At 62.9% G+C, this 21,633-nt stretch carries 17 protein-coding genes; 7 read left to right on the plus strand and 10 right to left on the minus strand.

The annotated features are described in order from the left end of the window. Position 1: 1 nt before the first annotated feature. Positions 2-826 carry a 2-keto-4-pentenoate hydratase gene (locus GA0071312_RS15165; protein ID WP_238947241.1) on the minus strand — a complete coding sequence of 275 codons (825 nt, stop codon included), beginning with the start codon at positions 824-826 and terminating at the stop codon, positions 2-4. A gap of 307 nt (positions 827-1,133) precedes the next feature. On the opposite strand from GA0071312_RS15165, the gene GA0071312_RS15170 reads away from it, so the two are divergent. Continuing rightward, on the plus strand, positions 1,134-1,877 hold the full coding sequence (locus GA0071312_RS15170; RefSeq protein WP_074445646.1) for an SDR family NAD(P)-dependent oxidoreductase: 744 nt from the start codon (positions 1,134-1,136) through the stop codon (positions 1,875-1,877). Between the two features lie 102 nt (positions 1,878-1,979). Then, positions 1,980-3,131 carry a YbfB/YjiJ family MFS transporter gene (locus GA0071312_RS15175; RefSeq protein ID WP_074445647.1) on the plus strand — a complete coding sequence of 384 codons (1,152 nt, stop codon included), beginning with the start codon at positions 1,980-1,982 and terminating at the stop codon, positions 3,129-3,131. A 7-nt stretch (positions 3,132-3,138) separates the two neighbouring features. Here GA0071312_RS15175 and GA0071312_RS15180 read toward each other — a convergent pair whose 3' ends face one another. Next, positions 3,139-3,621 (minus strand): Fur family transcriptional regulator, encoded by a 483-nt coding sequence (locus tag GA0071312_RS15180; RefSeq protein ID WP_074446238.1) that lies wholly within the window; start codon positions 3,619-3,621, stop codon positions 3,139-3,141. A 99-nt stretch (positions 3,622-3,720) separates the two neighbouring features. Then, complete coding sequence (locus tag GA0071312_RS15185) at positions 3,721-4,161, minus strand: DUF1489 family protein (RefSeq protein WP_074446239.1); 441 nt, start codon at positions 4,159-4,161, stop codon at positions 3,721-3,723. A 423-nt stretch (positions 4,162-4,584) separates the two neighbouring features. Between GA0071312_RS15185 and GA0071312_RS15190 the strand changes: the two genes are divergently transcribed. Both GA0071312_RS15190 and GA0071312_RS15195 read left to right on the plus strand, forming a co-directional pair. After that, positions 4,585-5,250, plus strand: a complete 666-nt coding sequence (locus tag GA0071312_RS15190; protein WP_074445648.1) for a response regulator transcription factor — start codon at positions 4,585-4,587, stop codon at positions 5,248-5,250. A 274-nt stretch (positions 5,251-5,524) separates the two neighbouring features. Continuing rightward, positions 5,525-6,715 carry a pyridoxal-phosphate-dependent aminotransferase family protein gene (locus tag GA0071312_RS15195; RefSeq protein ID WP_074445649.1) on the plus strand — a complete coding sequence of 397 codons (1,191 nt, stop codon included), beginning with the start codon at positions 5,525-5,527 and terminating at the stop codon, positions 6,713-6,715. 61 nt (positions 6,716-6,776) lie between these two features. Here GA0071312_RS15195 and GA0071312_RS15200 read toward each other — a convergent pair whose 3' ends face one another. Together GA0071312_RS15200 and hemF are read right to left on the minus strand one after the other, a co-directional pair. Beyond that, the gene (locus GA0071312_RS15200; RefSeq protein ID WP_074445650.1) at positions 6,777-7,727 is read right to left on the minus strand and encodes an MBL fold metallo-hydrolase; all 951 of its coding nucleotides are present in this window, start codon (positions 7,725-7,727) and stop codon (positions 6,777-6,779) included. A gap of 34 nt (positions 7,728-7,761) precedes the next feature. Next, entirely contained in the window at positions 7,762-8,658 is an 897-nt protein-coding gene (hemF, locus tag GA0071312_RS15205) for an oxygen-dependent coproporphyrinogen oxidase (protein ID WP_074446240.1), read from the minus strand. Positions 8,659-8,957: 299 nt separating this feature from the next. Here hemF and parE point away from each other — a divergent pair, with 299 nt between their 5' ends. Next, entirely contained in the window at positions 8,958-11,039 is a 2,082-nt protein-coding gene (gene parE / locus GA0071312_RS15210; protein WP_074445651.1) for a DNA topoisomerase IV subunit B, read from the plus strand. Between the two features lie 33 nt (positions 11,040-11,072). Here the strand turns inward: parE and GA0071312_RS15215 are convergent, their stop codons facing one another. The 5 genes from GA0071312_RS15215 to GA0071312_RS15235 all read right to left on the minus strand — a co-directional run bounded on the left by GA0071312_RS15215 (position 11,073) and on the right by GA0071312_RS15235 (position 19,170). After that, the gene (locus GA0071312_RS15215; protein WP_074445652.1) at positions 11,073-13,121 is read right to left on the minus strand and encodes a M3 family metallopeptidase; all 2,049 of its coding nucleotides are present in this window, start codon (positions 13,119-13,121) and stop codon (positions 11,073-11,075) included. An 81-nt stretch (positions 13,122-13,202) separates the two neighbouring features. Continuing rightward, positions 13,203-14,111 carry a LysR family transcriptional regulator gene (locus GA0071312_RS15220; protein ID WP_074445653.1) on the minus strand — a complete coding sequence of 303 codons (909 nt, stop codon included), beginning with the start codon at positions 14,109-14,111 and terminating at the stop codon, positions 13,203-13,205. 260 nt (positions 14,112-14,371) lie between these two features. Then, positions 14,372-17,410 (minus strand): efflux RND transporter permease subunit, encoded by a 3,039-nt coding sequence (locus GA0071312_RS15225; RefSeq protein ID WP_238947242.1) that lies wholly within the window; start codon positions 17,408-17,410, stop codon positions 14,372-14,374. A gap of 13 nt (positions 17,411-17,423) precedes the next feature. Beyond that, complete coding sequence (locus GA0071312_RS15230) at positions 17,424-18,557, minus strand: efflux RND transporter periplasmic adaptor subunit (RefSeq protein WP_165604049.1); 1,134 nt, start codon at positions 18,555-18,557, stop codon at positions 17,424-17,426. Then, complete coding sequence (locus GA0071312_RS15235; RefSeq protein WP_165604050.1) at positions 18,544-19,170, minus strand: TetR/AcrR family transcriptional regulator; 627 nt, start codon at positions 19,168-19,170, stop codon at positions 18,544-18,546. The genes GA0071312_RS15230 and GA0071312_RS15235 overlap by 14 nt, the downstream gene beginning before the upstream one ends. 473 nt (positions 19,171-19,643) lie before the next feature. On the opposite strand from GA0071312_RS15235, the gene GA0071312_RS15240 reads away from it, so the two are divergent. Beyond that, positions 19,644-20,636, plus strand: a complete 993-nt coding sequence (locus GA0071312_RS15240) for a ParA family protein (RefSeq protein WP_074445655.1) — start codon at positions 19,644-19,646, stop codon at positions 20,634-20,636. After that, positions 20,633-21,487: an SIR2 family protein gene (locus GA0071312_RS19240; protein ID WP_083204606.1), complete on the plus strand. Its 855-nt coding sequence runs from the start codon at positions 20,633-20,635 to the stop codon at positions 21,485-21,487. Before GA0071312_RS15240 ends, GA0071312_RS19240 begins: the two co-directional genes overlap by 4 nt. Positions 21,488-21,633 lie beyond the last annotated feature (146 nt).

Raw genomic sequence — 21,633 nt, forward strand, 5'->3', positions numbered from 1 at the left:
CTCAGCGGATGTCGAGGATCAGGCCGGACAGGGGCAGACCGGTGATCGTGCTTTCCCAGCGCTGCCCCGCCTTCACCGGAAACGCCCGTGTGACGGTTCCGGTCGAGATGATGTCACCGGGGCGCAGTTCCCAGCCATGGGGATTGTCGGCGAGCCCCTGCACCAGGTGACGCAGCACCTGCAAAGGCCCGCCCAGGATATTCTCCGCCCCGCCCTCGTCGATGGCGACGCCGTCGCAGCCGAGCGCGATGCGAAAACGCGAGAGCTTTTCGCACCAGGCATCGGCATCCGCATCATCGACCGGAGTGAAAGGCCCGTGGCGGTAGCAGCCGTGCAGGGCACAGCCCGCCACCGTGTCACTCGCGGCGAAGCGCCAATCGGCGAAGAGCGATTGCACGACCTCGAACCCATGCGCGATGCCATCGACGCAAGCCAGCAGCGCACGGTCATCCATCTGCGGATCGGGGACGTGCGCAAGCCGCAGGGCGATCTCCGGCTCGATGCGCGGCTCGCAGAACAGCGCGGCGCTGCACTGCGCGACGCCGTCCTCGGCGGGCGCAATGCCGGAATCATAGATCGGCCCCCAGATCGGGGCATGCACGTCGTATTCGTCCCAGATCGTGCGGTTGGTGAAACCGACCTTCCAGCCGACGGGCCGCTCGCCCCGCGCCACGCGCTGCGCCACGACGGCGGCGGCGATGGCATAGGCCTCATCCAGATCGGGCGCCGGTTCCCGCGTGCTGAAACGGGGTATCTGGTGAACGCCATCGAGGGCGGACAGGATCGCCCGTGCGCCGGCTTCGATCTCGTCTCTCACCATGACCATCGCGCATCTCCCCAGCATGCATCCGCGTCGTTCCCGATGATGCTGCACCGCGCCCGCCGACGGCGCAACGGGCCGGGCCGCGCGTTGCTGCGCGCCGAGGGCAATGCCCTTCACGCATGCGCGCACCTATCCACCACTGCGCGGGCGCCTATTCTGTGGGAAATTGCGACAAGCGCTTGATGGCGGGCGCAATCTTAACTCTCCACTGGGGAGAGAGGTCAGGGCGAGCGCTGCGTGAAGGGCGTGATTTCCCTCCCTTCAGGGGAGGGGGCCGGCATCAACAACAATCCAATCGGGGAGGACGATCATGAACCAGATCGATGTGAAGGGCCGCAAGGCGGTGGTGACCGGTGGCGCGCAGGGGATCGGACGCGCGGTGGTCGAGCGGCTGGTCGCCGGGGGCGCGCAGGTCGAGATCTGGGATCGCGACGGCGCGCTCGCGGAAGAGACCGCGCAGGCGGTCGGCGCAGGCGTGAGCGCCCGCGCGGTCGACGTGACCGAGCACGCTTCGGTCGAGGCGGCGGCGCAGGCGGCGGGCGCAGACGGGCCGGTCGCGATCCTCGTCACCTCCGCCGGCATTGCCGGGGCCAATGCGCCGAGCTGGGAATACCCGATCGACGAATGGAACCGGGTGATGCGCATCAATGTCGACGGGACCTGGCTGTGCTGCAGGGCGCTGATCCCGGGCATGATCGAGGCCGGATACGGGCGCATCGTCACCATCGCCTCCGTGGCCGGCAAGGAGGGCAATCCCAATGCATCGGCCTATTCGGCGTCCAAGGCGGCAGTGATCGCGCTGACGAAATCCATGGGCAAGGAACTGGCCGGGCACGATATCGCGGTGAACACTGTCACCCCGGCGGCGGCACGCACGCGCATCTTCGATCAGATGAGCGAAGAGCACATCAACTTCATGCTCTCCAAGATTCCGCGCGGGCGTTTCGTGCAGACCGAGGAAGTGGCAGCAATGGTCGCCTGGCTCGCTTCGCAGGACAATTCCTTCACCACCGGAGGGGTCTTCGATCTCTCGGGCGGACGCGCCACCTACTGAGCCCGGCGCGATGCGAAAACGGGTATTCCACGGCGCCGATCGGCGCTAGAGGATGCGTTACGCATGTCCTCACCCGCCTGATCAGGATCGAAAGCCGACAGCATGTCCATCGCCCGCAACCCGCTCTGGCTTCCCGGATTGCTGGCCGTGCTCGTCGGCGTGGGGCTGGGGCGTTTCGCCTATACGCCGCTGCTGCCGGCGCTGGTCGCGCAGGACTGGCTGAGCGAGACGCAGGCAGCTTATGCCGGTGCGGCCAATCTGGCAGGATATCTCGCCGGCGCGCTCGTGGCGCAGGCGCTCGCTGCCCGCCCCGAGCGCATCGCCATCCTCAACGGCGCACTGGTCGCGGCGGCAATCAGCCTGATCGCCTGCGCCTGGCCGCTGGGTTTCTTCTGGATGGCGCCGTGGCGTTTCGTGGCGGGGATGGCAGGCGCCTTTATCATGGTGCTCGGCCCGGCCACGATCCTCGCCGCCACCTCCGCCGAAGCGCGGCCCCGGGTCTCGGGCATGATCTTCGTGGGCGTCGGTCTCGGCATCATTCTCTCGGGAACGCTCCTGCCGGCCATCGCCGCCTCGGGGCTGGTGGTTGCCTGGCTCACCCTCGGGGTTGCCGCCTGCGCCCTCACTGCCGCGACCTGGCGGCTCTGGCCGCAAGCCGCGCTGCCTTCCGTCCCCTCCTCTGCCGCCCTGCCCGGCCGGCTGACGGTGCTCCTGGTCATCCTCGCCTATGCGAGTGACGGAATCGGTTTCGTGCCGCATACGCTGTTCCTCTCGGATTTCGTCGCGCGCGGTCTCGATCAGGGAGAATTCGCCGGCGGCATCTACTGGGCCGTATTCGGCGTCGGTGCCGTCATCGGCGCGCCGACCTGCGGGCTGATCGCAAGCCGTTTCGGGCTGATGCCGAGCTTCATCGGCGCGCTGCTGCTGAAGGCCACCGCCGTGGCCCTGCCGCTCGTCGCGACGCAGGCGCCCGTTCTGGCGCTCTCCGCCTTCCTCGTCGGGGCGCTGACGCCGGGCATGGTCGCGCTCGCGGCGGGGCTCGCGGCGATGTTGGCGCACGGGCCGGCCCAGGCGCGGCTGTTCGGGGCGATGACCATCGCATTCGCGCTGGCTCAGGCCGGTGGCGGTTATCTGATGAGCTGGATCTTCGGCTTGACGCAGAGCCACATGACGCTCTTCGCGCTTGGTGCGGCGATGCTCGGCGCAGGCGCGGTTGCGGCGAGCATGGCGGCAATCCGGTTGGGGCGCGGCTGAGGGGCGATCAGCCTTCGAAATCGCCCTCGCTTCGCCGACGGCGTCCGCGCTTCCCCGCGCGCGGGCCGGCCTTGCGGCAATACAGCTCCATGCGGTGATGCACCAGCTCGTAGCCGTGCTCCGCCGCAATTTCCGCCTGCAGGCGCTCGATGCGTTCCGAGTAGAATTCGATCACATCGCCCGTTTCGAGGTCGATGATATGGTCGTGATGCGCTGCGTCCGCCGTCTCGAAACGCGAGGGCGCCCCCTCGAAAGCGTGGCGCTGGACGACGCTCTGGCCCTCGAGCAGGCTGAGCGTGCGATAGACGGTGGAGAGCGAGACGGAGGCGTCGATCTCCCGGGCACGGCGATGCAGCTCGGTCGCGTCCGGATGATCGCCTGCGGCGGCCAGAACACTGAGGAGGGCTGCGCGCTGGCGCGTGATGCGCACGCCCTTGTCGCGCAGGGCACGCTCCAGTGCGGCGACTTTCTGCGCCTGATCACCGCTCACGTACACTTGCTCCGCCAGTCGTTCAGCCAAGGCGAATCCCCCATCCGTGTCGCCTGCCACACAGCCTAGCCATTTGCCGCACCGGTTCAAGGCACGCGATCACAGCAAGCCGAGCTCGGCCAGTTCGCGGCGCATATCCTCCGGCATCGCGGCGAGCCCCTGCGCCGCCTCACGGGTGAGATCAGCAGGCGCATCCTTCGCCTCCAGATAGCGCCAGCCCTGAAACGGGCGGCACGGGCGCGGCTCGACTGGGATCACCTTCGGCGTGAGCACGAGATGGCAGCGTCCGATACCGGCCGTATCCTTGAAAGGGCGGATCGCCTTGAGGTTCTGGCGCGCACTGATCTGCCCCTTGATCACCCAGTAGAGCGAGCCGCCGCCGACGATCTCACCGGCGCGTTTGGGCACCATACGCGTCGTATGCGCCTGCTCGAAGGGGCGGCCCAGACGTTTCGCGAGGATACGGGTCTCCTCGATCCATTCCTCCAGATCGCGGATCGACTCGGCCCCGACACAGAGCTTCAGCAGATTCAAGGCCACGAAGCGCGCTCCCTCATGCATATGGACCTGGTCACCCGATTCTAGCGCGAATTGCGCATATGGCGAGCCATCGCGCAACAGCTCCCGGGCGGCGTCCACAAGGACGAGACCAGCTCCGGCATCAGGCCCGGGCAAGCGATCTCTGCAATTCGTTTCAGAAGGGCTTAACCGTTGTGTACAAAGCCGTTGCAGCGCGGCTATTCGCGCGCGCCAAAGTCGGCTACAAGACGAAACTGTATTGGAACAGGACATTCACGCCTCAGGAAGAAACAAATTTCGGATAAGTTTGAGACATATTGTGCCGTGAGACGAAAACCTGTCTGAACCTTGCGCAAATTTACTAACGAAAATTAATACCTTTCCGTTTGCTATCGTTCTTCGGATGACTACCAATACGATTACCAACCAAGAAGGGGGTAATCGATGTACGTCATTGTTGATGACAGGGACCTCGTGACGACCGGGTATCGAACCGGCTTCGATCGCGAGGGCGTGGCCGCCATGGGCTTCAAGCCGGGCGATTTCCATGACTGGATCAGCGCAGCCGATGATCCGGACGTCTCCGCGATCGAAGCGGTCCTGCTGGGCGATTGTGCCGAGCGCGAACGCTACCCGCGTCTCGCCAAGAGCCGTTGCCAGGCACCGGTGATCGCCATGAACGACACCAATTCGCTGGAGCAGACGCTCGGCCTCTTCGCCGCCGGTGTCGACGACGTGGTGCGCAAGCCCATCCATGTGAAGGAAATCATGGCCCGTGTGGGCGCCTTCAATCGCCGGACGCTCGAGCGCGCGGAAATGTGCGAGATCGACGAGATGCGGATCTATTTCGACGGGCGCGACCCGGAGATCCGTGGCGAGACACTGATGCTGCCGCGGCGCGAACGTCGTATTCTCGAATACATGGTGCGCAATCGCGGAAAACGTGTCCAGCGCGCGCAGATCTTCAACGCGATCTACGGCGTCTTCAACGAAAACGTCGATGAATGCGTGGTCGAAAGCCATATCAGCAAGCTGCGCAAGAAGTTGCGCACCGAACTCGGCTACGATCCGATCGATTCCAAACGCTATCTCGGCTACATGTTCCGCTGAGGGCGACGACACGATCCGCAATTTTCGCGGATTGCTTCAATTTTTCATCTTATGATTGTGTATCGCAGTTGGTTTCGCGCGTCTCGCGCTCCTCATCCGGTCATGGGTGCCGGAAAGAAATCCGAAGGTACATGCAGCCGTGGCGAAATGGCACGCATATGCGGGTATTTCGTGCACAGACACCATGGGCGCTGCGACAAATGTGGGCTGGACTTTGCGTCATGCCTCGCCAACGATCATGCATACCTATCGTCAAGCATGATCGGATTCCACGATGACAGTTGCCAACGGGCGTGAGCTTCTCTCGATACCCGGCCCGACGACGGTTCCCGACCGTGTCCTCTCCGCCATGCATCGCCCGGCCATCGACATCTATGCCGGCGACCTGCTCGCCACCACGGATGACTGCCTCGCCGGGCTGAAACGGATCTTCGGCACGAGCACGGGCCATTGTTATATCTATGCCGCCAACGGCCACGGCGCCTGGGAGGCTGCACTGACCAACGTGCTCTCGCGCGGCGACAAGGTGCTCGTCCTGCAAAGCGGACGATTCGCGATGGGATGGGGCGAGATGGGCGGGCTGCTCGGCCTCGATGTCGAAGTGCTGGAGCAATCCTGGCGCCGGCCTGTGGATCCCCAGGCAGTCGAGGCACGGCTGCGCGCCGATACCGCACATGCGATCAAGGCCGTGCTGGTGGTGCAGATCGACACCGCATCCGGCGTCGCCAACGACATTGCCGCCATCCGCAAGGCCATAGACGCTGCCGGCCACCCGGCGCTCTACATGGTCGATACCATCGCCTCGCTGGGCACCGTGCCCTTCTCGATGGACGATTGGGGTATCGATGTCGCGCTTTCCGGCTCGCAGAAAGGCCTGATGACCCCGCCCGGCCTGAGCTTCGTCGCGCATAACCAGCGCGCTTTCGATGTCCATGCCCGCGCCGATCTGCGCACGCGCTACTGGGACTGGACCGAGCGCCACGGCCCGCAGCATTATCAGAAATATTGCGGCACGCCGCCCGAGCACATGCTCTTCGGCCTGCGTGAAGCGCTCGCCATGCTGTTCGAGGAAGGGCTCGATGCCGTCTGGCGCCGCCATCGCCTGCTCGCCGAGGCGACGCGGGCGGCGGTCGGGGTCTGGTCGCGCGGCGGTGCGCTCGATTTCAACATCGAAGTGCCGCAGGCCCGCGCCGATTCGGTGACCTGCGTGCTGATGGGCGACGGCTACATGCCGGAGCCGATCCTCGAATATTGCAAGACGCATTGCGGCGTCGTCGTCGGCGTCGGAATCGGGGAACTCTCCGGCAAGGCACTGCGGCTGGCCCATATGGGCCATACCAATGCGCCGATGGTGCTCGGCATGCTCGGCGCCGTCGAGATGGCCCTGCAGGCGCTCGACGTGCCGCATGAGCGCGGCGGCGTGCAGGCGGCGATCGATCATCTCGCCGGCGCCGTCAAAGCCTGATCCGGGAGCGCGGACGCCGGGCGTAAAATCCGCCGGCGCCCTTCCTGCGGCGCTCCCGCGCTCAGCCCTGCAGCGCGGCCCACATCTCGCGATCACGCTCCGCCGTCCAGATCACCGGATGGTCGATGCCCGAGGCCTCGTCGAAGGCGCGTGCGACATTGAAGGGCTGGCAGTGCTCGTAGATGGCGAAATCGGCGAATTTCGGATCCATCACCGCCCGCGCTTCCTGATAGGTCTCCTTCAGGCTGCGCCCCCGCGCCACGGAGAGCTCCGCCGTGGTATAGAGCGACGAGACGAAATCGCGCGTCATCGCGATCGCCTCGTGCACGGTGGCGCGGTTGGTCAGCGCATCGCCGCGCCCGGGGACGAGGGCCTTCGGATCGAAGCCGCGGATCATGTCGAGCGTGCCCGGCCAGTCGCGCAGATGCGCATCGCCGCAATAGCAGGCGGAGTGAAATTCCACGAGATCGCCGGAGAACATGACCTGCGCATCCGGCACCCAGGCCACGATATCGCCTGCCGTGTGGCCGGCGCCCAGATGATACAGCTTCACCTCGCGCTTGCCGAGGAAGACGGTGAGCTCCTCGCCGAAGACGAGATTGGGCCAGGTCAGGCCGGGAATGCTCTCGGCATCCTGGAACAGGCGCGGGAAGCGTCCGAATTCCGATTCCCAATCCTGTTGCCCGCGCTCCTCGATCAGCCGGTAGGTTGCATCGGAGGCGATCACCCCGTGCGCGTCATAAGCGGAAGCGCCCAGCACCCGCACCGCGTGGTAATGGGTGAGCACCACATAGCGGATCGGCTTGTCGGTGATCTTCGCCACCCGCGCGATCACGTCGCTCGCCATGGCGGGCGTGGCCTGCGCATCGATGACCATGCAGCAATCCTCGCCCACGATGACGCCGGAATTCGGGTCACCCTCGGCGGTATAGGCGTAGAGATCGGGACCGATCTCGGCGAAGGTGACGTTCTTCTTGCTCATGTCGCCGGTCGAGGCGAAGCTCTTGCTCATGGTTTTTCCTCCCCAGATTGATATCCTGCGCCGATCAGGGCCAGCGCGCCGTGGGCGGCATTGACGACAGGATCGAATTGACGTTTCCGCCGGTCTTGAGACCGAAGATCGTACCGCGATCGTAGAGCAGATTGTACTCCACGTAACGCCCCCGCCGCACCTGCTGCTCGTGCCGGTCCGCCTCGCTCCAGGGTGTGTTCATATTGGCGCGCAGGATGCCGGGATAGGTGGCCAGAAACGCCTCGCCGACATCGCGGGTGAAGGCGAAATCCGCCTGCGGATCGCCGGACCAGTGATAATCGTAGAAGATGCCGCCGATGCCGCGCGCCTCGTTGCGGTGCTTGAGGAAGAAATACTCGTCGCACCATTCCTTGTAGCGCTGGTAATCGGCCACCGCCGCATGCTTCTCGCAGACCGCGCGCATCGCCCCGTGAAAGGCCTGCGCGTCGCGATCCCCCTCGACGCGCCGGCGATCGAGTACCGGCGTGAGATCGGCCCCGCCGCCGAACCAGGGCTTCGTGGTGACGACGAAGCGGGTATTCATGTGCACCGTCGGCGCATGCGGGTTCCAGGGATGGGCGATCAGCGAAATGCCCGAGGCCCAGAAGCGCGGATCCGTATCGGAACCCGGAATCTGCCCACGGAATTCCGGGGCGAATTCGCCGTGCACGGTGGAGATATGGACGCCCACCTTCTCGAAGACGCGCCCCTTCATCATCGCCATGACGCCGCCGCCGCCCTTGGCGCCGGAATGATCCTTGCGCTCCCAGGGTGTGCGCTCGAAGCGCCCGGGCCCCTCGGCTTCCGGGAAGAAGGGCCCCTCGGCCTCCGCCTCGATCGCCTCGAAGGCGGCGCAGATGCGGTCGCGCAGGGAAGCACACCAGACGGGCATCTCCTGCTGGAGGCGTGTGACCGTGTCTTCGTCCTGCATCTTGAGCCCTTTCTTGCGCTTTCGCCTTTTGCCTACAGGAGCCGCTGCCATCATGACAAGGTCGCTTGCCGGCCTTTGACGAGCGACGAATTGGCAGTGGAGAAGCCGGGGACGGCGCTGGTCGTGAGCCGACGGGCGCGTTATCCAGAACGGTGATGCATGGTGATGCAATGCGTTTGCCTCGCGCCATGGGCGCGCGCTAGAAGCACAAAGCAAGGCGTATGGCGCGAATCAGCAGCACCCGGAACGCAGCCCGCTATCGGGTTGTACGGTCGAGCAAGGGCGAGAGCGAGCGGATAATGAGCAAAGCGGATCTGTTCGGTAGCGCGGCCGCGAAGGCGGAGGACGAAGCGGCGGATGCGCGCGCGCCAGCCGCCAGCGCACGCGCCACGAAGAAGCGTGCCGCGCAGAATCACACTCCTGAAGGAACCATGGACGAAGCCGGCTACAATGCCGCCACGATCGAGGTGCTGGAGGGACTCGAACCCGTACGCCGGCGCCCGGGCATGTATATCGGCGGCACCGACGAGAAGGCGCTGCACCACCTCTTCGCCGAAGTCATCGACAACGCCATGGACGAGGCCGTGGCCGGGCATGCCAGCTTCATCGACGTCACGCTCGATGCCGAGGGCTTCCTGACAGTGATCGACAATGGGCGCGGCATCCCCGTCGATCCGCATCCGAAATTCCCGGATAAATCCGCGCTCGAAGTCATCCTCACCACGCTGCATGCGGGCGGCAAGTTTGATTCCAAGGTCTATGAGACCTCCGGCGGCCTGCACGGCGTCGGCGTCTCCGTGGTCAACGCCCTGTCGGAGCGGCTCGAGGTCGAGGTGGCGCGCGGGCAGATGCTGTATCGCCAGGTCTTCGCGCGCGGCCACGCGGTGACCCCGCTCGAGACGGTCGGCAAGGTGCATAACCGACGCGGCACGAAGGTGCGCTTCAAGCCGGATGCGCAGATTTTCGGCGCCCATGGCGCGACGTTTTCGCCCGCGCGGTTGCTGCGCATGACGCGCTCGAAAGCCTATCTTTTCGGCGGTGTCGAGATCCGCTGGCACTGTGCGCCCGAGCTCGCCGGCGACGGCGTGGCCACCGAGGCGGTGTTCAAGTATCCCGACGGGCTCAAGGATTATCTCGCCGCCGAGATCGCGGGCAAGGAACTCGTCGCCGATCAGATCTTCGCCGGCAAGGTAAAGAAGCCCGGCGGCCACGGCTCGCTGGAATGGGCCATCGCCTGGCTGGGCGGAGTCGAGGACGGATTTTCCTCCTCCTATTGCAACACGATCCCGACGCCTGAGGGCGGCACGCATGAGAGCGGCATGCGCATGGCGCTGCTGCGGGGCCTGCGCGACCATGCCGAGCGCGTCAACCAGTCCAGGCGCATGGCGCAGGTCAATGCCGATGACGTGATGACCACCTGCGCGGCCATGCTCTCGGTCTTCATTCGCGAGCCGGAATTCCAGGGCCAGACCAAGGACAAGCTTGCCACGCTGGAAGCCTCGCGCATCGTCGAGAACGCCATCCGCGACGCCTTCGACCACTGGCTCGCCGCCTCCCCCAACCAGGCCGCGCGCCTGATCGACTGGGTGGTGGATCGCGCCGAGGAGCGGCTGCGCCGGCGCAAGGAGAAGGAAGTCGCGCGCAAGACCGCGACGCGCAAATTGCGCCTTCCCGGCAAACTCGCCGATTGCACCAATGCGGGTGCGGCGGGCTCGGAGCTCTTCATCGTCGAGGGCGATTCCGCCGGCGGCTCGGCCAAGCAGGGTCGCGATCGCGGCTATCAGGCTATCCTGCCCCTGCGCGGCAAGATCCTCAACGTCGCCTCCGCCGGGCGCGACAAGCTCGCCGCGAACCAGCAGCTCGGGGATATCGTCCAGGCGCTGGGCTGCGGCACCGGCGCGCAATACCGCGACGAGGATCTGCGCTACGACAAGATCATCATCATGACCGATGCCGATGTCGACGGCGCGCATATCGCGTCACTGCTGATCACCTTCTTCTACCGGCAGATGCCCAGACTGATCGACAAGGGGCATCTCTATCTGGCCATCCCGCCGCTCTACAAGCTCACCCACGGCGCCAAGACCGTCTATGCGCATGACGACGCGCACAAGGAAGCGCTGATGAAGAGCGAATTCAAGGCCAATGCCAAGGTCGAGGTGAGCCGCTTCAAGGGGCTCGGCGAGATGATGCCGGCACAGCTCAAGGAAACCACCATGCACCCGCAAAAGCGCACGCTCCTGCGCGTCGCCGTGCATGGCGATGACCGCGAGGCCACCGGCGATGCGATCGAGCGGCTGATGGGCAACAAGCCCGAAGCCCGCTTCAGCTTCATCCAGGACCGCGCCGCCTTCGCCACCGATCTCGATCTGGATATCTGACCCGGGAAAGCGGGGCGCCCGCCCCGCCCCCGATCACGCCAGCCCGCGCTTTTCCAGCAATGGCCCGACATCGGGCAGGCGGTCGCGGAAGCCGCGGTAGGCGTCTTCCGGATCGCGCAGATTGCCCGCAGCATAGATGAAATCATGCAGCCGGCGTGCCACCTGCGGGTCGAAGGGATCGCCCGCCTCGGTGAAAGCGGCAAACGCGTCGGCATCGAGCACTTCCGACCACAGATACGAGTAGTACCCGGCGGAATAGCCTTCGCCCGCGAAGATGTGCTGGAAATGCGGGCTGCGGTGGCGCATCTCGATCGCATCCGGCATGCCGATCCGCGCGAGGGCGGCGCGCTCGAAGGCGATGGGATCGGCTGCGGCATCTGCGGCATTGGCGTGCATGTCGAGATCGACCAGCGCGCTCGCGCAATATTCCACCGTGGCGAAACCCTGGTTGAAATTGCGCGCTGCCGCGAGGCGATCGCGCAGTTCCGCGGGCATCGGCTTGCCGGTCCGTGCATGCACGGCGAAGCGCTCGAGAATTTCGGGGACCTCCAGCCAGTGCTCGTAGAGCTGCGAGGGCAGTTCCACGAAATCGCGCGAGACGTTCGTGCCTGCGAGCGACGGATAGGTCACGTCGGACAAAAGCCCGTGCAGGGCGTGGCCGAATTCATGGAACAGCGTGCGCGCGTCATCGAATGACAGAAGCGCCGGCTCACCCTCTGCGGGAGCCGAGAAGTTCATCACGTTGACGATGATCGGGCGCACGCGTTCGTCGAGATTGCGCTGGCCGCGATAGCTCGAGGCCCAGGCGCCGGAACGCTTGGAGGCGCGCGCGAAATAATCGCCGTAGAACAGCCCCATATGCGCGCCATCCGCGTCGCGCACCTCCCAGGCCCGGATATCGGGATGGTAGACGGGGACATCGTCGCGCGGCGTGAATTGGAGGCCGAACAGGCGCTGCGCCACATGGAAGGCAGCCTGGATGATGTTGTCGAGCTGGAAATACGGCTTGATCTCGGCCTCTTCGAGCGCATGGGCGCGCTGGCGCTCCTTCTCGGCGTAATAACGCCAATCCCAGGGCGCAATCGCATCATTGGCGCCCTCCGCCCGGGCCAGGGCGGCGAGCGCCTCGCGCTCTGCATCGGCGCGCGCCACGGCGGGCTGCCAGACGCGGCTCAACAGATCCGCCACGGCTTCCGGCGTCTTCGCCATGGTATCGTCGAGCTTGTAGGCGGCGTAATCGGCGTAGCCCAGAAGCTTGGCCCGCTCGTCGCGCAGGCGCAAGGTCTCGCTCATGATGGCGGCATTGTCATGCGCGGTGCCGTCACCGCGCATGGTCCAGCCGCGAAATGCCTTCTCGCGCAGATCGCGGCGCGACGAGAATTGCAGGAACGGCTCGATCGAGGAACGCGCCAGCGTGATCACATACCGCCCCTCCCCCAGGCCGCGATCGCGCGCCGCGCGGGCCGCCGCCCGGATCACGAAATCGGGCAGGCCCGCGAGATCCGCCGCCCCTTCCAGCATGAGCGTGAAGCCGCTCTCATCGGCCAGCACGTTCTGCGAGAAGGCAGTGCCGAGCTCGGCGAGACGCTGCGCGATTTCCGCCAGCCGCGCGCGCTCCGCCTCGCCCAGATGCGCGCCGGCGCGGGTGAAGCCGAGATGATAGCGCTCGACCAGGCGGATCTGCTCAGGCGTCAGGCCGGCGCTTTCGCGCGCCTCGAAGATCGCGGCGATCCGCGCAAACAGCTTCGGATCGAGATAGATCGCGCTCGAATGCCGCGAGAGCTTCGGCGCGATCTCGCGCTCGATCTTCTGGATCTCGGGATTGGTATGCGCCCCCGACAGATTGAAGAACACGCCGGCGGTGCGCTTCAGGCGCTCGCCTGCGCGCTCCATCGCGGCGATCGTATTGTCGAAATCCGGATCAACCGCCTGATCGCGGATCGCGTCCACCTCCCCCCGGTGCTCCGCCAGCGCGATCTCGAAAGCCGGCGGGAAATGCTCGGGCGCGATCTTCGCAAAGGGCGGTGCGGCGAAGGGGGTATCCCAGTCGGCAAGCAACGGATTGGCGGCAACATCCTGCATCGAGCGTGTCTCCTTCAACGATCACGCTCGTTGCATAGCATGTTTGCGCTGCAACCCAAGCTCCGGCATCGTCGCAGCCGCTCAGGGGCGGTCATCCGGGAGGAATTCCTGACGCGCGGATTTCACCTCGCGCACGAGGAAATCCATCGTGGCGCGGATGCGGGCGATATCCTTGAGGTCGGCATGGACGATCAGCCAGTAGGCGCGCGTGAATGTCGCCTTCTCCGGCAGGATCTGGACCAGCCGGGAATCAGCCGCAGCGACGTAATAGGGCAGGACCACCACGCCGGCACCGGCCAGGGCCGCCTGCATCTGGGCGACGAGCGAGGAGCTCTGCAACTTGGCCCGCATGCCCTTGGAGACTTCGTCGAGATAATCGAGCTCGGGGGTGAAGATCAGATCATCGATATAGCCGATGACGGTGTGATCCTGAAGATCGTCGGGCTCGTTGATCGGCTTGTGCGCATCGAGATAGGCCTGTGTGGCGAAGACGCCGAGCCTGTAATCCGTGAGGCGCCGGGCGACGATCTTGCCCTCTTTCGGAGGCGCGAGCGAAATCGCGATATCGGCCTCGCGCTTGGAAAGCGACAGGAGGCGCGGCATGGCCACGATCTGCATTTCGAGATCGGGATATTGCTCACCGAGATTGGCGGTGCGCGGGGCGAGGAACATGGCGCCGAACCCGTCCGGCGCCCCGATGCGAACCGTGCCTGACAGGGCGAGATCCGCACCTCCGATCTCACTGGAGACGGCGAGCGCCTGCGTCTCGATCGCCTCCGCCTTCGAGAGCAGCCTCTCGCCATGCTCGGTCAGGGCATAGCCTTGCGGGCGGCGCTCGAACAGCTTGGCCTTGAGGGCGTCTTCCAGCGCGGTGATGCGGCGCGATACGGTTGCATGATCAGCGCCCAGCCGCCTCGCGGCCACGGTCAGTCGACCGACCCGCGCCACGGCCAGAAAAAAGCGCAGATCGTCCCAATCGAAACGGCTCATGACTTCACTCCAAAGCGTGCGTTATTGAATTACGTAAATGCGCACGTCGTTAGGAGCATTTGTCGTATATCTGTGCAGATATCGCAATAATATTGTCATGACCGATACGCGGTACACCCATGCGTACAACGCAGGGCAGCGCCCGCCAATCTCCACCGGTCGCACCTATGCTGCAACGCGGCAAGTCTTTGACACATGGCTTCTTTCACGCCTGCAGGGGTTGCGCTACGTCATGCGCTTTCGGCTCGTACACAAGATCGTCACCGCGCCGGATCCGGAAGAAAATTGCATACAATACCGGCACGGCGATCAGGGTGAGTACGCTGGCGAAGGCCAGGCCGGCCATGATCGTCACCGCCATATTGGCGAAAAAACGCGTCCGTCAGAAGCGGAGCCATGCCCAGAATCGTCGTCACTGCCGCGAGCGTCACCGGCCGCAGACGGCTGACGGAGGCATCCACGAGCGCCTTGAAGCGCTCGCGCCCCGAGGCGATCTGCGCATCGATCTCGTCCACAAGCACGATCGCGTTCTTCATCAGCATGCCCGACAGGCTGAGGAAGCCGAGCAATGCCATGAAGCCGAAGGCGAGCCCGGAGCCGAGCAGACCCAGAACCACACCGCAGACCGACATCGGCACCACCAGCCAGATGATCAGCGGCTGCCGGACCCTGCCAAAGAGCAGAATCGAAATGATCAGCATCACGAGGAATCCCAGCGGCAATTGCCGGCCGAGCGATTCCTCCGCTTCGGCCGAGGCTTCATATTCACCGCCCCATTCCAGGCGATAACCCGGCGGCAGTTCGATCGTCTCGATCGCATCGAGGATTCGCCCGCGCGCCTCGTCGGCCGTCAGGCCCGGCAGGGGATCGGCCTGAACCGTGAGCGTGCGCACCCGGTCGCGTCGGCGGATCAGTGTCTCCTCCGCGACCAGTTCGAAGCCATCGACGATCTGCGCGACGGGCACGAAGGCGCCGCCGCGGGTGCTGGCGACAAGGCGATCCTGCAACTGGCCGGGATCAAGGCGTTCGCGCTCCGGCGGACGCGCGATGATGGGGATCAGTTCCTCGCCCTCACGATAGGTGCCCGCGCGCACCCCGGTGGTCGAAAAGTTCATCACCTGCGCAAGATCGGCCCGCCCCAGACCCGCAATGCGGGCGCGCTCTTCGTTGAAGACGGGCGCGATAACCATCTGGCGTTGCCGCCAGTCCTGGCGAATATCGATCAATCCGCCATCGGCGCGCATGCGGCCAGCGGCTTCCTCACCCAGCCTGCGCAACGTCGCGGCATCAGGTCCCGAGAACCGCGCCTCGATCCGCGCGCCGCCCCCCGGCCCGAAGAACAGGCGTTCGGTCCGGATTTCGGCTTGCGGGAAATCGACGCCCAGATCCGCCCGCAGACGCGCGGCCAGGGGATCGATCATCGCGCGATCCTCCACCCGCACGATGAGTTGGCCATAGGCCGTATTCGGCTGCTCCGGCGCATAGGTCAGCATGAACCGCGCCGCGCCGCGCCCGACGAAGCTCGCCACCGAGACGACGCCCTCCTCCTGCATCACCCGTTGCGTAATCTCATCGATGTCGCGCGCCGTGGCGCGGATATCGGCGCCCTGGGGAAGCGTGTAATTGACGTAGAAGAGCGGCGTGTTCGATTCCGGGAAGAAGGCCTGATCGACGAACTGGAACGCCCAGATGCTCGCCCCCGTCATCCCCACCAGCAGCACGACCGTGAGCATACGCACCCGCAATGCCCCGCGCAGGACGGCGCTGTAGATCCGGTAGATCAGCCCCGCATAGGGATCGCGCTCGCGCGAATCCGGTGCCACCTTCAGAAGATAGCAGCCGAAGAGCGGCGTCACGGTGATGGCGAGCACCCAGCTCAGCAGCAGCGAAATGCCGATGACCGCAAAGAGCGAGAACAGGAATTCCCCCGTCGCATCCGGCGAAAGGCCGATTCCGGAAAACGCCATGATGCCGATCACCGTCGCACCCAGAAGCGGCACCTGGGTGCGTCTGGCCGCCTCCCGCGCCGCCTCGCGGGCCTTCTCGCCGCGCTGCATGTTGATGAGCATGCCCTCCGCCACGACGATGGCGTTATCGACCAGCATCCCCATGGCGATGATCAGCGCGCCGAGCGAGATCCGCTCCATCTCGATATTGAACACGCGCATGAAGAAGACAGTGCCCAGCACCGTCAAAAGCAGCGTCGCCCCCACGACCATGCCCACGCGCCAGCCCATGAACAGCATCAGCACCGCGATCACGATGACGACCGACATGGCGAGATTGACGATGAAATCGTTGATCGCTTCGTCCACGACCCGGTGCTGCTCGTAGATCGGGTGGATTTCCACCCCCACTGGCAGACGGTCCTCGATGGCGCGCAGATGCGCCTCCACCGCCTGGCCGACGGCGACGATGTTGCTGTCGGCCACGCCCGAGACCGCCAGGGTGAAGGCGGGCATGCCGTTGAAGCGCACCAGTTGATCGGGGATCTCGACGGGCTCGCGGGTGATTTCGGCGATATCGACGAGGCTCAGCTGCTCGGTCGTGCCCGGACGCCCGACGCGCAGCGCCTCAATGGCGCGCACCGTGTCGAGGCCGGGGCGCACGGCCACGCGCAGGCGCGCATCCCCGACCCGCGTGGCGCCCGCCGGTTCGGCGGCGTTCTCGGACTGGATCGTGGCGAGGATCTGATCGACGGAAATGCCCAGACTCGCCAGGCGCTCGTTCGAGACCTCGATATAGATGGCCTCCTCGCGCTCGCCGTCGGTGGCGACCTTGGCGACATCGGGGACGGTGAGCACTTCCCGGCGCAGGAATTTCGCGATCTCGCGCTTCTCGCGCGCGGAGAAGCCGGGCGTGGTCACCGCATAGAAGATGCCGAAAACATCGCCGAAATCATCATTGACGACGGAGGGCCCCGCGCCGTTGGGCAGGCGGCGCTGGGCATCACCGACCTTGCGGCGCAACTCGTCCCAGATCTGGGGGAGCTGCGTGCCGTCATAGGTCATCTTGATCTCGACCTCGATCTCCGACATGCCCGGCATCGATTTCGAGGTGACGCGATCGAGCTGCGGCATCTGCTGGATGGCGGATTCCAGCCGCTCGGTGACCTCTTCCTCCACCTCCTCCGCCGTGGCGCCGGGATATTCGGTGAGCACCACCGCCTGCTTGATGGTGAAGGACGGGTCTTCCAGCCGTCCCACGGTCAGAAGCCCCCAGATCCCGCCGAGCAGGCAGATCAGCACGATGATCCAGGTATTGACCGGCTTGTCGATGGCCGCGCGCGCGATATCCATGGGGTGACGCCCTTCAGAAGCTCTCGAAGGGGCGCACGCGCATGCCCTCGCGCATCAGATGCGCACCTGCCGCGACGACCCGCTCGCCCGGCGCCACACCGTCACGCACGGCGATACGATCCTCACCCACATTGCCGAGCGCGACCTCCCGTGGGGCCACACGCTGCGTATCCGGATCGTAGACCCAGATGCGAAAATCGCCCCCGGGATCCGTATCAATGGCCGAGACCGGCAGCGTCATCATCTCCTGCGCCCTGGCAGCGGCGAGGCTGACGCGCACGGAGACGGTCATGCCCGGCAGGATCGTGCCGTCGAAGGGCACGTCGAGGGCGAGCGTCACCTCGTAGGTCTGGGCGATGGCGTCGGGCTCGGTCGCGTGTTCGCGATAGGTCAGCGGCAGCGGCTCATCGGGGCGATCGGGAAAGACCGCCTCGATACGAAACATGTCCGGGTTGGAGACAAGGCCGATGACGCTCTCCGGCACGTTGATATGCACCCGCAATTCCGTCACGTCCTGCACCCGCACGATGGGCGTGCCCGCCTGCACATTGGCGTAAGGATCGGCGATCCGGCGCGTCACCAGCGCGTCGAAGGGCGCGGCGATGGTGGTGTGGTCGCGGTTGCGCTCGGCATTGTCGAGGGCGACGCGGCGCAGCCGGTATTCGATTTCGGATTGCTCGAAAGCCGCCGTCGAGATCGACTCGCGGGCGACGAGTTCGCGCTTGCGTTCGATGTCGCGCTCGGCGAGATCGTATTGCAGCTGCGCCTCGCGCAGGGCGAGTTCGTAATCATCCGGCTCCAGCGTCGCGATGGTCTCGCCCTCGGCGACGAGGGCGCCCTGGCGCACCGGGATATCCGCGATCCGCCCGCCGACCTGGAAGGAGAGATCCACCGTCGAGACCGCATCGACGCGCCCGACGAAGCGCCGCGCGGTCAGATCCTCCGTTTCCCCCGCCGTGATCAGCCGCACGGGCCGGATCAGCTCCGCCTCTTCGATCGCAGCCCCCTCCTGACAGGCGGCAAGGCCGAGCGTGGCGAGGGCGATGAAGGCCAAAGGGCGCAGCAAGGGGCGCAGGAAGCGGCGCAAGACGGGGCGCAGGAAGCGGCGCGTGCGGTCATCCAAAGTGTTGCCGTCAGTCGTTGTCATCGGGGGCCTCCTGCGCGCTCGCATGATAAGGCGCGTCCGTTGCCAAAGCCTTGCCGGGTCGAAATGGCGCATCCGGCGCTTCCGCCATGGCGGCAAGGCGGGCGAACAGGCGCTCGCGCCGGTCCGCGTCATAGGGGGCGATGCCGAGAATGTGATGCAACATCATCCCGTCCGCCGCCGCGCAGAGCAGGAAGGCACGCTCCGGATCGCCGCATTCCGCCGCGAGCTGTTCGAGATGCGCGCCGATGGAGGCGCGCAGGGGCGCGAGCAGATCCGGGTTCTGCGCGCCGGCGGCGAGGATCGCCATGGCGACGGGCCGCTCGATATCGCACATGGCGCCACAGGCCGCGATCATGGCGCGAAGCGACGGATTCGGCCCGCCGGCAAATTCCGCCCGCAGCCGTTCGATCTCCGCCTCGAATTCCGCGATCAGCCGCTCGAGCATGCCCGCGATCAGCGCATCCTTGCCGGGAAAGTGATAGAGCACCCCGCCCTTGCTCACCCCGGCCTCGCGCGCAACCGCATCCAGCGTGACATGCCCCGCCCCGTCCCGCGCCGCGACGCGCTGCGCCGCATCGAGAATTCCATCCCGCGCTGTCGCTGATTGCTGCATGAGCTCCCGCCTCGAACCTTCCTGCGACATTACCCGCCCGGATCAGCGCTTCGCGAAACGCACGCGGCCTGCACGCCACCCGCCCCCAAAACCTGATTCGTCGCCTTCCCGCCACAAGCGGCGGATCACGGCATGACTTTACCGACCAGACGGTACAGTTCAGCAGGAGATAACCCGTGGAAGCGGCGCTGGCAAGGGGGATCACGCCGGTTTTTACGGCGGTGCAGCGAAGATTTGGTTTACGCGGGTGGGGATGGGGTGGATTTTTTGGGGATAGGGGATTGTGGGGAAAACGGAGGGGTTGTATTGGTATTAAAATGTGCGTGATTTTGCTCTCCCTTCAGGACCGCAATTTTCCTTAAACGTACGGTGCTCTTGTCAAGCAACTACGGGGTTTGCTCGGCAGAAGTTACGTACCCTATTAGAGGAAATCTGGCGCACTGTGGAAAAATCTGTGTGATCGGACGCAAGCCATGAAATCAATAACATTTTTTAACAATAAAGGTGGGGTTGGAAAAACAACTCTTCTCTGCAATTTAGCGGCCTATTTCGCCACCGAAATGCATATGAATGTACTAGTTATTGATGCGGATCCACAGTGCAATGCTACACAATACATGTTTGACGACAAACACCTGTCATATCTCTATGATGAAACCAGCACATTTACGATCTATAGCGTGGTTCGACCTCTTGCTCAGGGTCGCGGGTACTCGAAGGAAGTTAAGATACAACGAAGTAAGAATTTTGGTGTCGATGTTATTCCTGGGGACCCCAGATTAGCCTTGACTGAGGATTTGCTAGCTCGAGATTGGGGATCTGCTACTTCCGGCGACACACGGGGTATTAGAACATCAGTACTTTTTCTTGAACTACTTCAAAGATACAAACACTATGATTTAGTTTTTTTCGATGTTGGCCCTTCACTCGGATCTATTAATCGCGCTGTACTTTTGGGTAGCGATTATTTTTTAAGTCCGATGTCAACAGATATTTTTAGCTTAAAAGCTATTGAAAATATAGCAACCTGGTTTGCTGACTGGACCAAGAAATGGAAAAGTGGATTAGAAAATAGCGATGCTGATGAAGGAGATATTCCTGTTTATATTCCAGAATCAGTTACATTTCTTGGGTATGTTACTCAGCAGTACATGGCGAAGAAGGACACAACAGGCAATAGGCGCCCGGTATCAGCGTACGAGAAAATCATTTCTCAAGTTGATAATATAATTCGTGAAAATTTCCATGGCGGCATAAATCTATTACATGATGAGCAAAACTATAACTTAGGAACAATCCCAAACTTATTTAGTTTAATTCCACTTTCACAATCAAGCCGAAAGCCAATATTTTCATTGGCAAGCGGAGATGGTGTGCGCGGAGCGCACTTTGCAAAGGTGAAAGATTCGAAGGTCATCTTTTCGGAGATATCTCGTCAGATCCTGAATAACCTGGAAGAAAAATGAGCAGATTGTGGCCATCAACATTAGTAAATGACCTCGCAAAACGGCGAGTTGTGATCGTCATCGGGGCTGGAGTTTCCAAGAATTCTGTCTCAGAGTCTGGCGACAAGCGTCCGCCGCTATGGGAGGAGTTCCTTCGCGCTGGCCTTGATCATATTGGTCCAAAGGGAACAAATCATATTAGAGCAGCACTTAAGGCTGGCGATTATCTGCACGCTTGCGAGTGGATGAAGAAGAAATTTGACGATGATTGGGAAAATTTTTTAACTGAACAGTTCTTGTCCCCTTCATTTAAACCTTCTAATTTACACGATCGTATACTACGGCTCGACCAAAGAGTTGTTCTTTCTATGAATATAGATAATATCTATGAAACATTTGTATCAAGTTTGACTGGAGGAAAAACATTTACCAAAAAATATTATGATGGTGATGTTTATAAATTTTTAAGAGACGGATCAGACTACATCATAAAGGTTCATGGCACTATTGAATCTCCTGCGAGTATTATCTTTACACAATTTGACTATGCAAAAGCAAGGACAGAATTTTCGGAATTTTATCATGTACTAGATGCCGCGATTCTATCTCATACATTTCTTTTTATCGGATGTGGCGTAAATGATCCTGATATAAATCTTATGTTGGAAAATCAGAATTTTAAATTTCCACAATCCAAGCCCCACTATCTTGTTACGAGCAGCAAAATTTCTGAGGACTTAGAGGAATCCCTTCGTACTAATAGAAATATTAAGTGCATAAAGTATGATCCAAAGGATTATCACAGTGAGCTCGTAAGTATTATTGATTTATTGATTGAGAAAGTTGAAAAGGAAAATAGTGTTATCAGCTAGTATTTTATTTTATATTATCTTTGAGGTTTTATAATGCGAATTATGAATTTTAAAGGTGATATTTACCCCATAAATTTTATTGCAGGTAGATATTCACTATAGTGGAATGGAATGCGACGAGCCGTTGTCTATGAAAAGTGCCATCT

The organism is Saliniramus fredricksonii (genome assembly GCF_900094735.1).
In the GTDB taxonomy this organism is placed as follows: domain Bacteria; phylum Pseudomonadota; class Alphaproteobacteria; order Rhizobiales; family Beijerinckiaceae; genus Saliniramus; species Saliniramus fredricksonii.

Bases quoted from the DNA above. Each gene is read 5' to 3' on its own strand.
- GA0071312_RS15165 (WP_238947241.1), bottom strand. From the start codon at position 826: ATGGTCATGGTGAGAGACGAGATCGAAGCCGGCGCACGGGCGATCCTG.
- GA0071312_RS15170 (WP_074445646.1), top strand. From the start codon at position 1,134: ATGAACCAGATCGATGTGAAGGGCCGCAAGGCGGTGGTGACCGGTGGC.
- GA0071312_RS15175 (WP_074445647.1), top strand. From the start codon at position 1,980: ATGTCCATCGCCCGCAACCCGCTCTGGCTTCCCGGATTGCTGGCCGTG.
- GA0071312_RS15190 (WP_074445648.1), top strand. From the start codon at position 4,585: ATGTACGTCATTGTTGATGACAGGGACCTCGTGACGACCGGGTATCGA.
- GA0071312_RS15195 (WP_074445649.1), top strand. From the start codon at position 5,525: ATGACAGTTGCCAACGGGCGTGAGCTTCTCTCGATACCCGGCCCGACG.
- GA0071312_RS15200 (WP_074445650.1), bottom strand. From the start codon at position 7,727: ATGAGCAAGAGCTTCGCCTCGACCGGCGACATGAGCAAGAAGAACGTC.
- hemF (WP_074446240.1), bottom strand. From the start codon at position 8,658: ATGCAGGACGAAGACACGGTCACACGCCTCCAGCAGGAGATGCCCGTC.
- parE (WP_074445651.1), top strand. From the start codon at position 8,958: ATGAGCAAAGCGGATCTGTTCGGTAGCGCGGCCGCGAAGGCGGAGGAC.
- GA0071312_RS15215 (WP_074445652.1), bottom strand. From the start codon at position 13,121: ATGCAGGATGTTGCCGCCAATCCGTTGCTTGCCGACTGGGATACCCCC.
- GA0071312_RS15220 (WP_074445653.1), bottom strand. From the start codon at position 14,111: ATGAGCCGTTTCGATTGGGACGATCTGCGCTTTTTTCTGGCCGTGGCG.
- GA0071312_RS15225 (WP_238947242.1), bottom strand. From the start codon at position 17,410: ATGGATATCGCGCGCGCGGCCATCGACAAGCCGGTCAATACCTGGATC.
- GA0071312_RS15230 (WP_165604049.1), bottom strand. From the start codon at position 18,557: ATGACAACGACTGACGGCAACACTTTGGATGACCGCACGCGCCGCTTC.
- GA0071312_RS15235 (WP_165604050.1), bottom strand. From the start codon at position 19,170: ATGCAGCAATCAGCGACAGCGCGGGATGGAATTCTCGATGCGGCGCAG.
- GA0071312_RS15240 (WP_074445655.1), top strand. From the start codon at position 19,644: ATGAAATCAATAACATTTTTTAACAATAAAGGTGGGGTTGGAAAAACA.
- GA0071312_RS19240 (WP_083204606.1), top strand. From the start codon at position 20,633: ATGAGCAGATTGTGGCCATCAACATTAGTAAATGACCTCGCAAAACGG.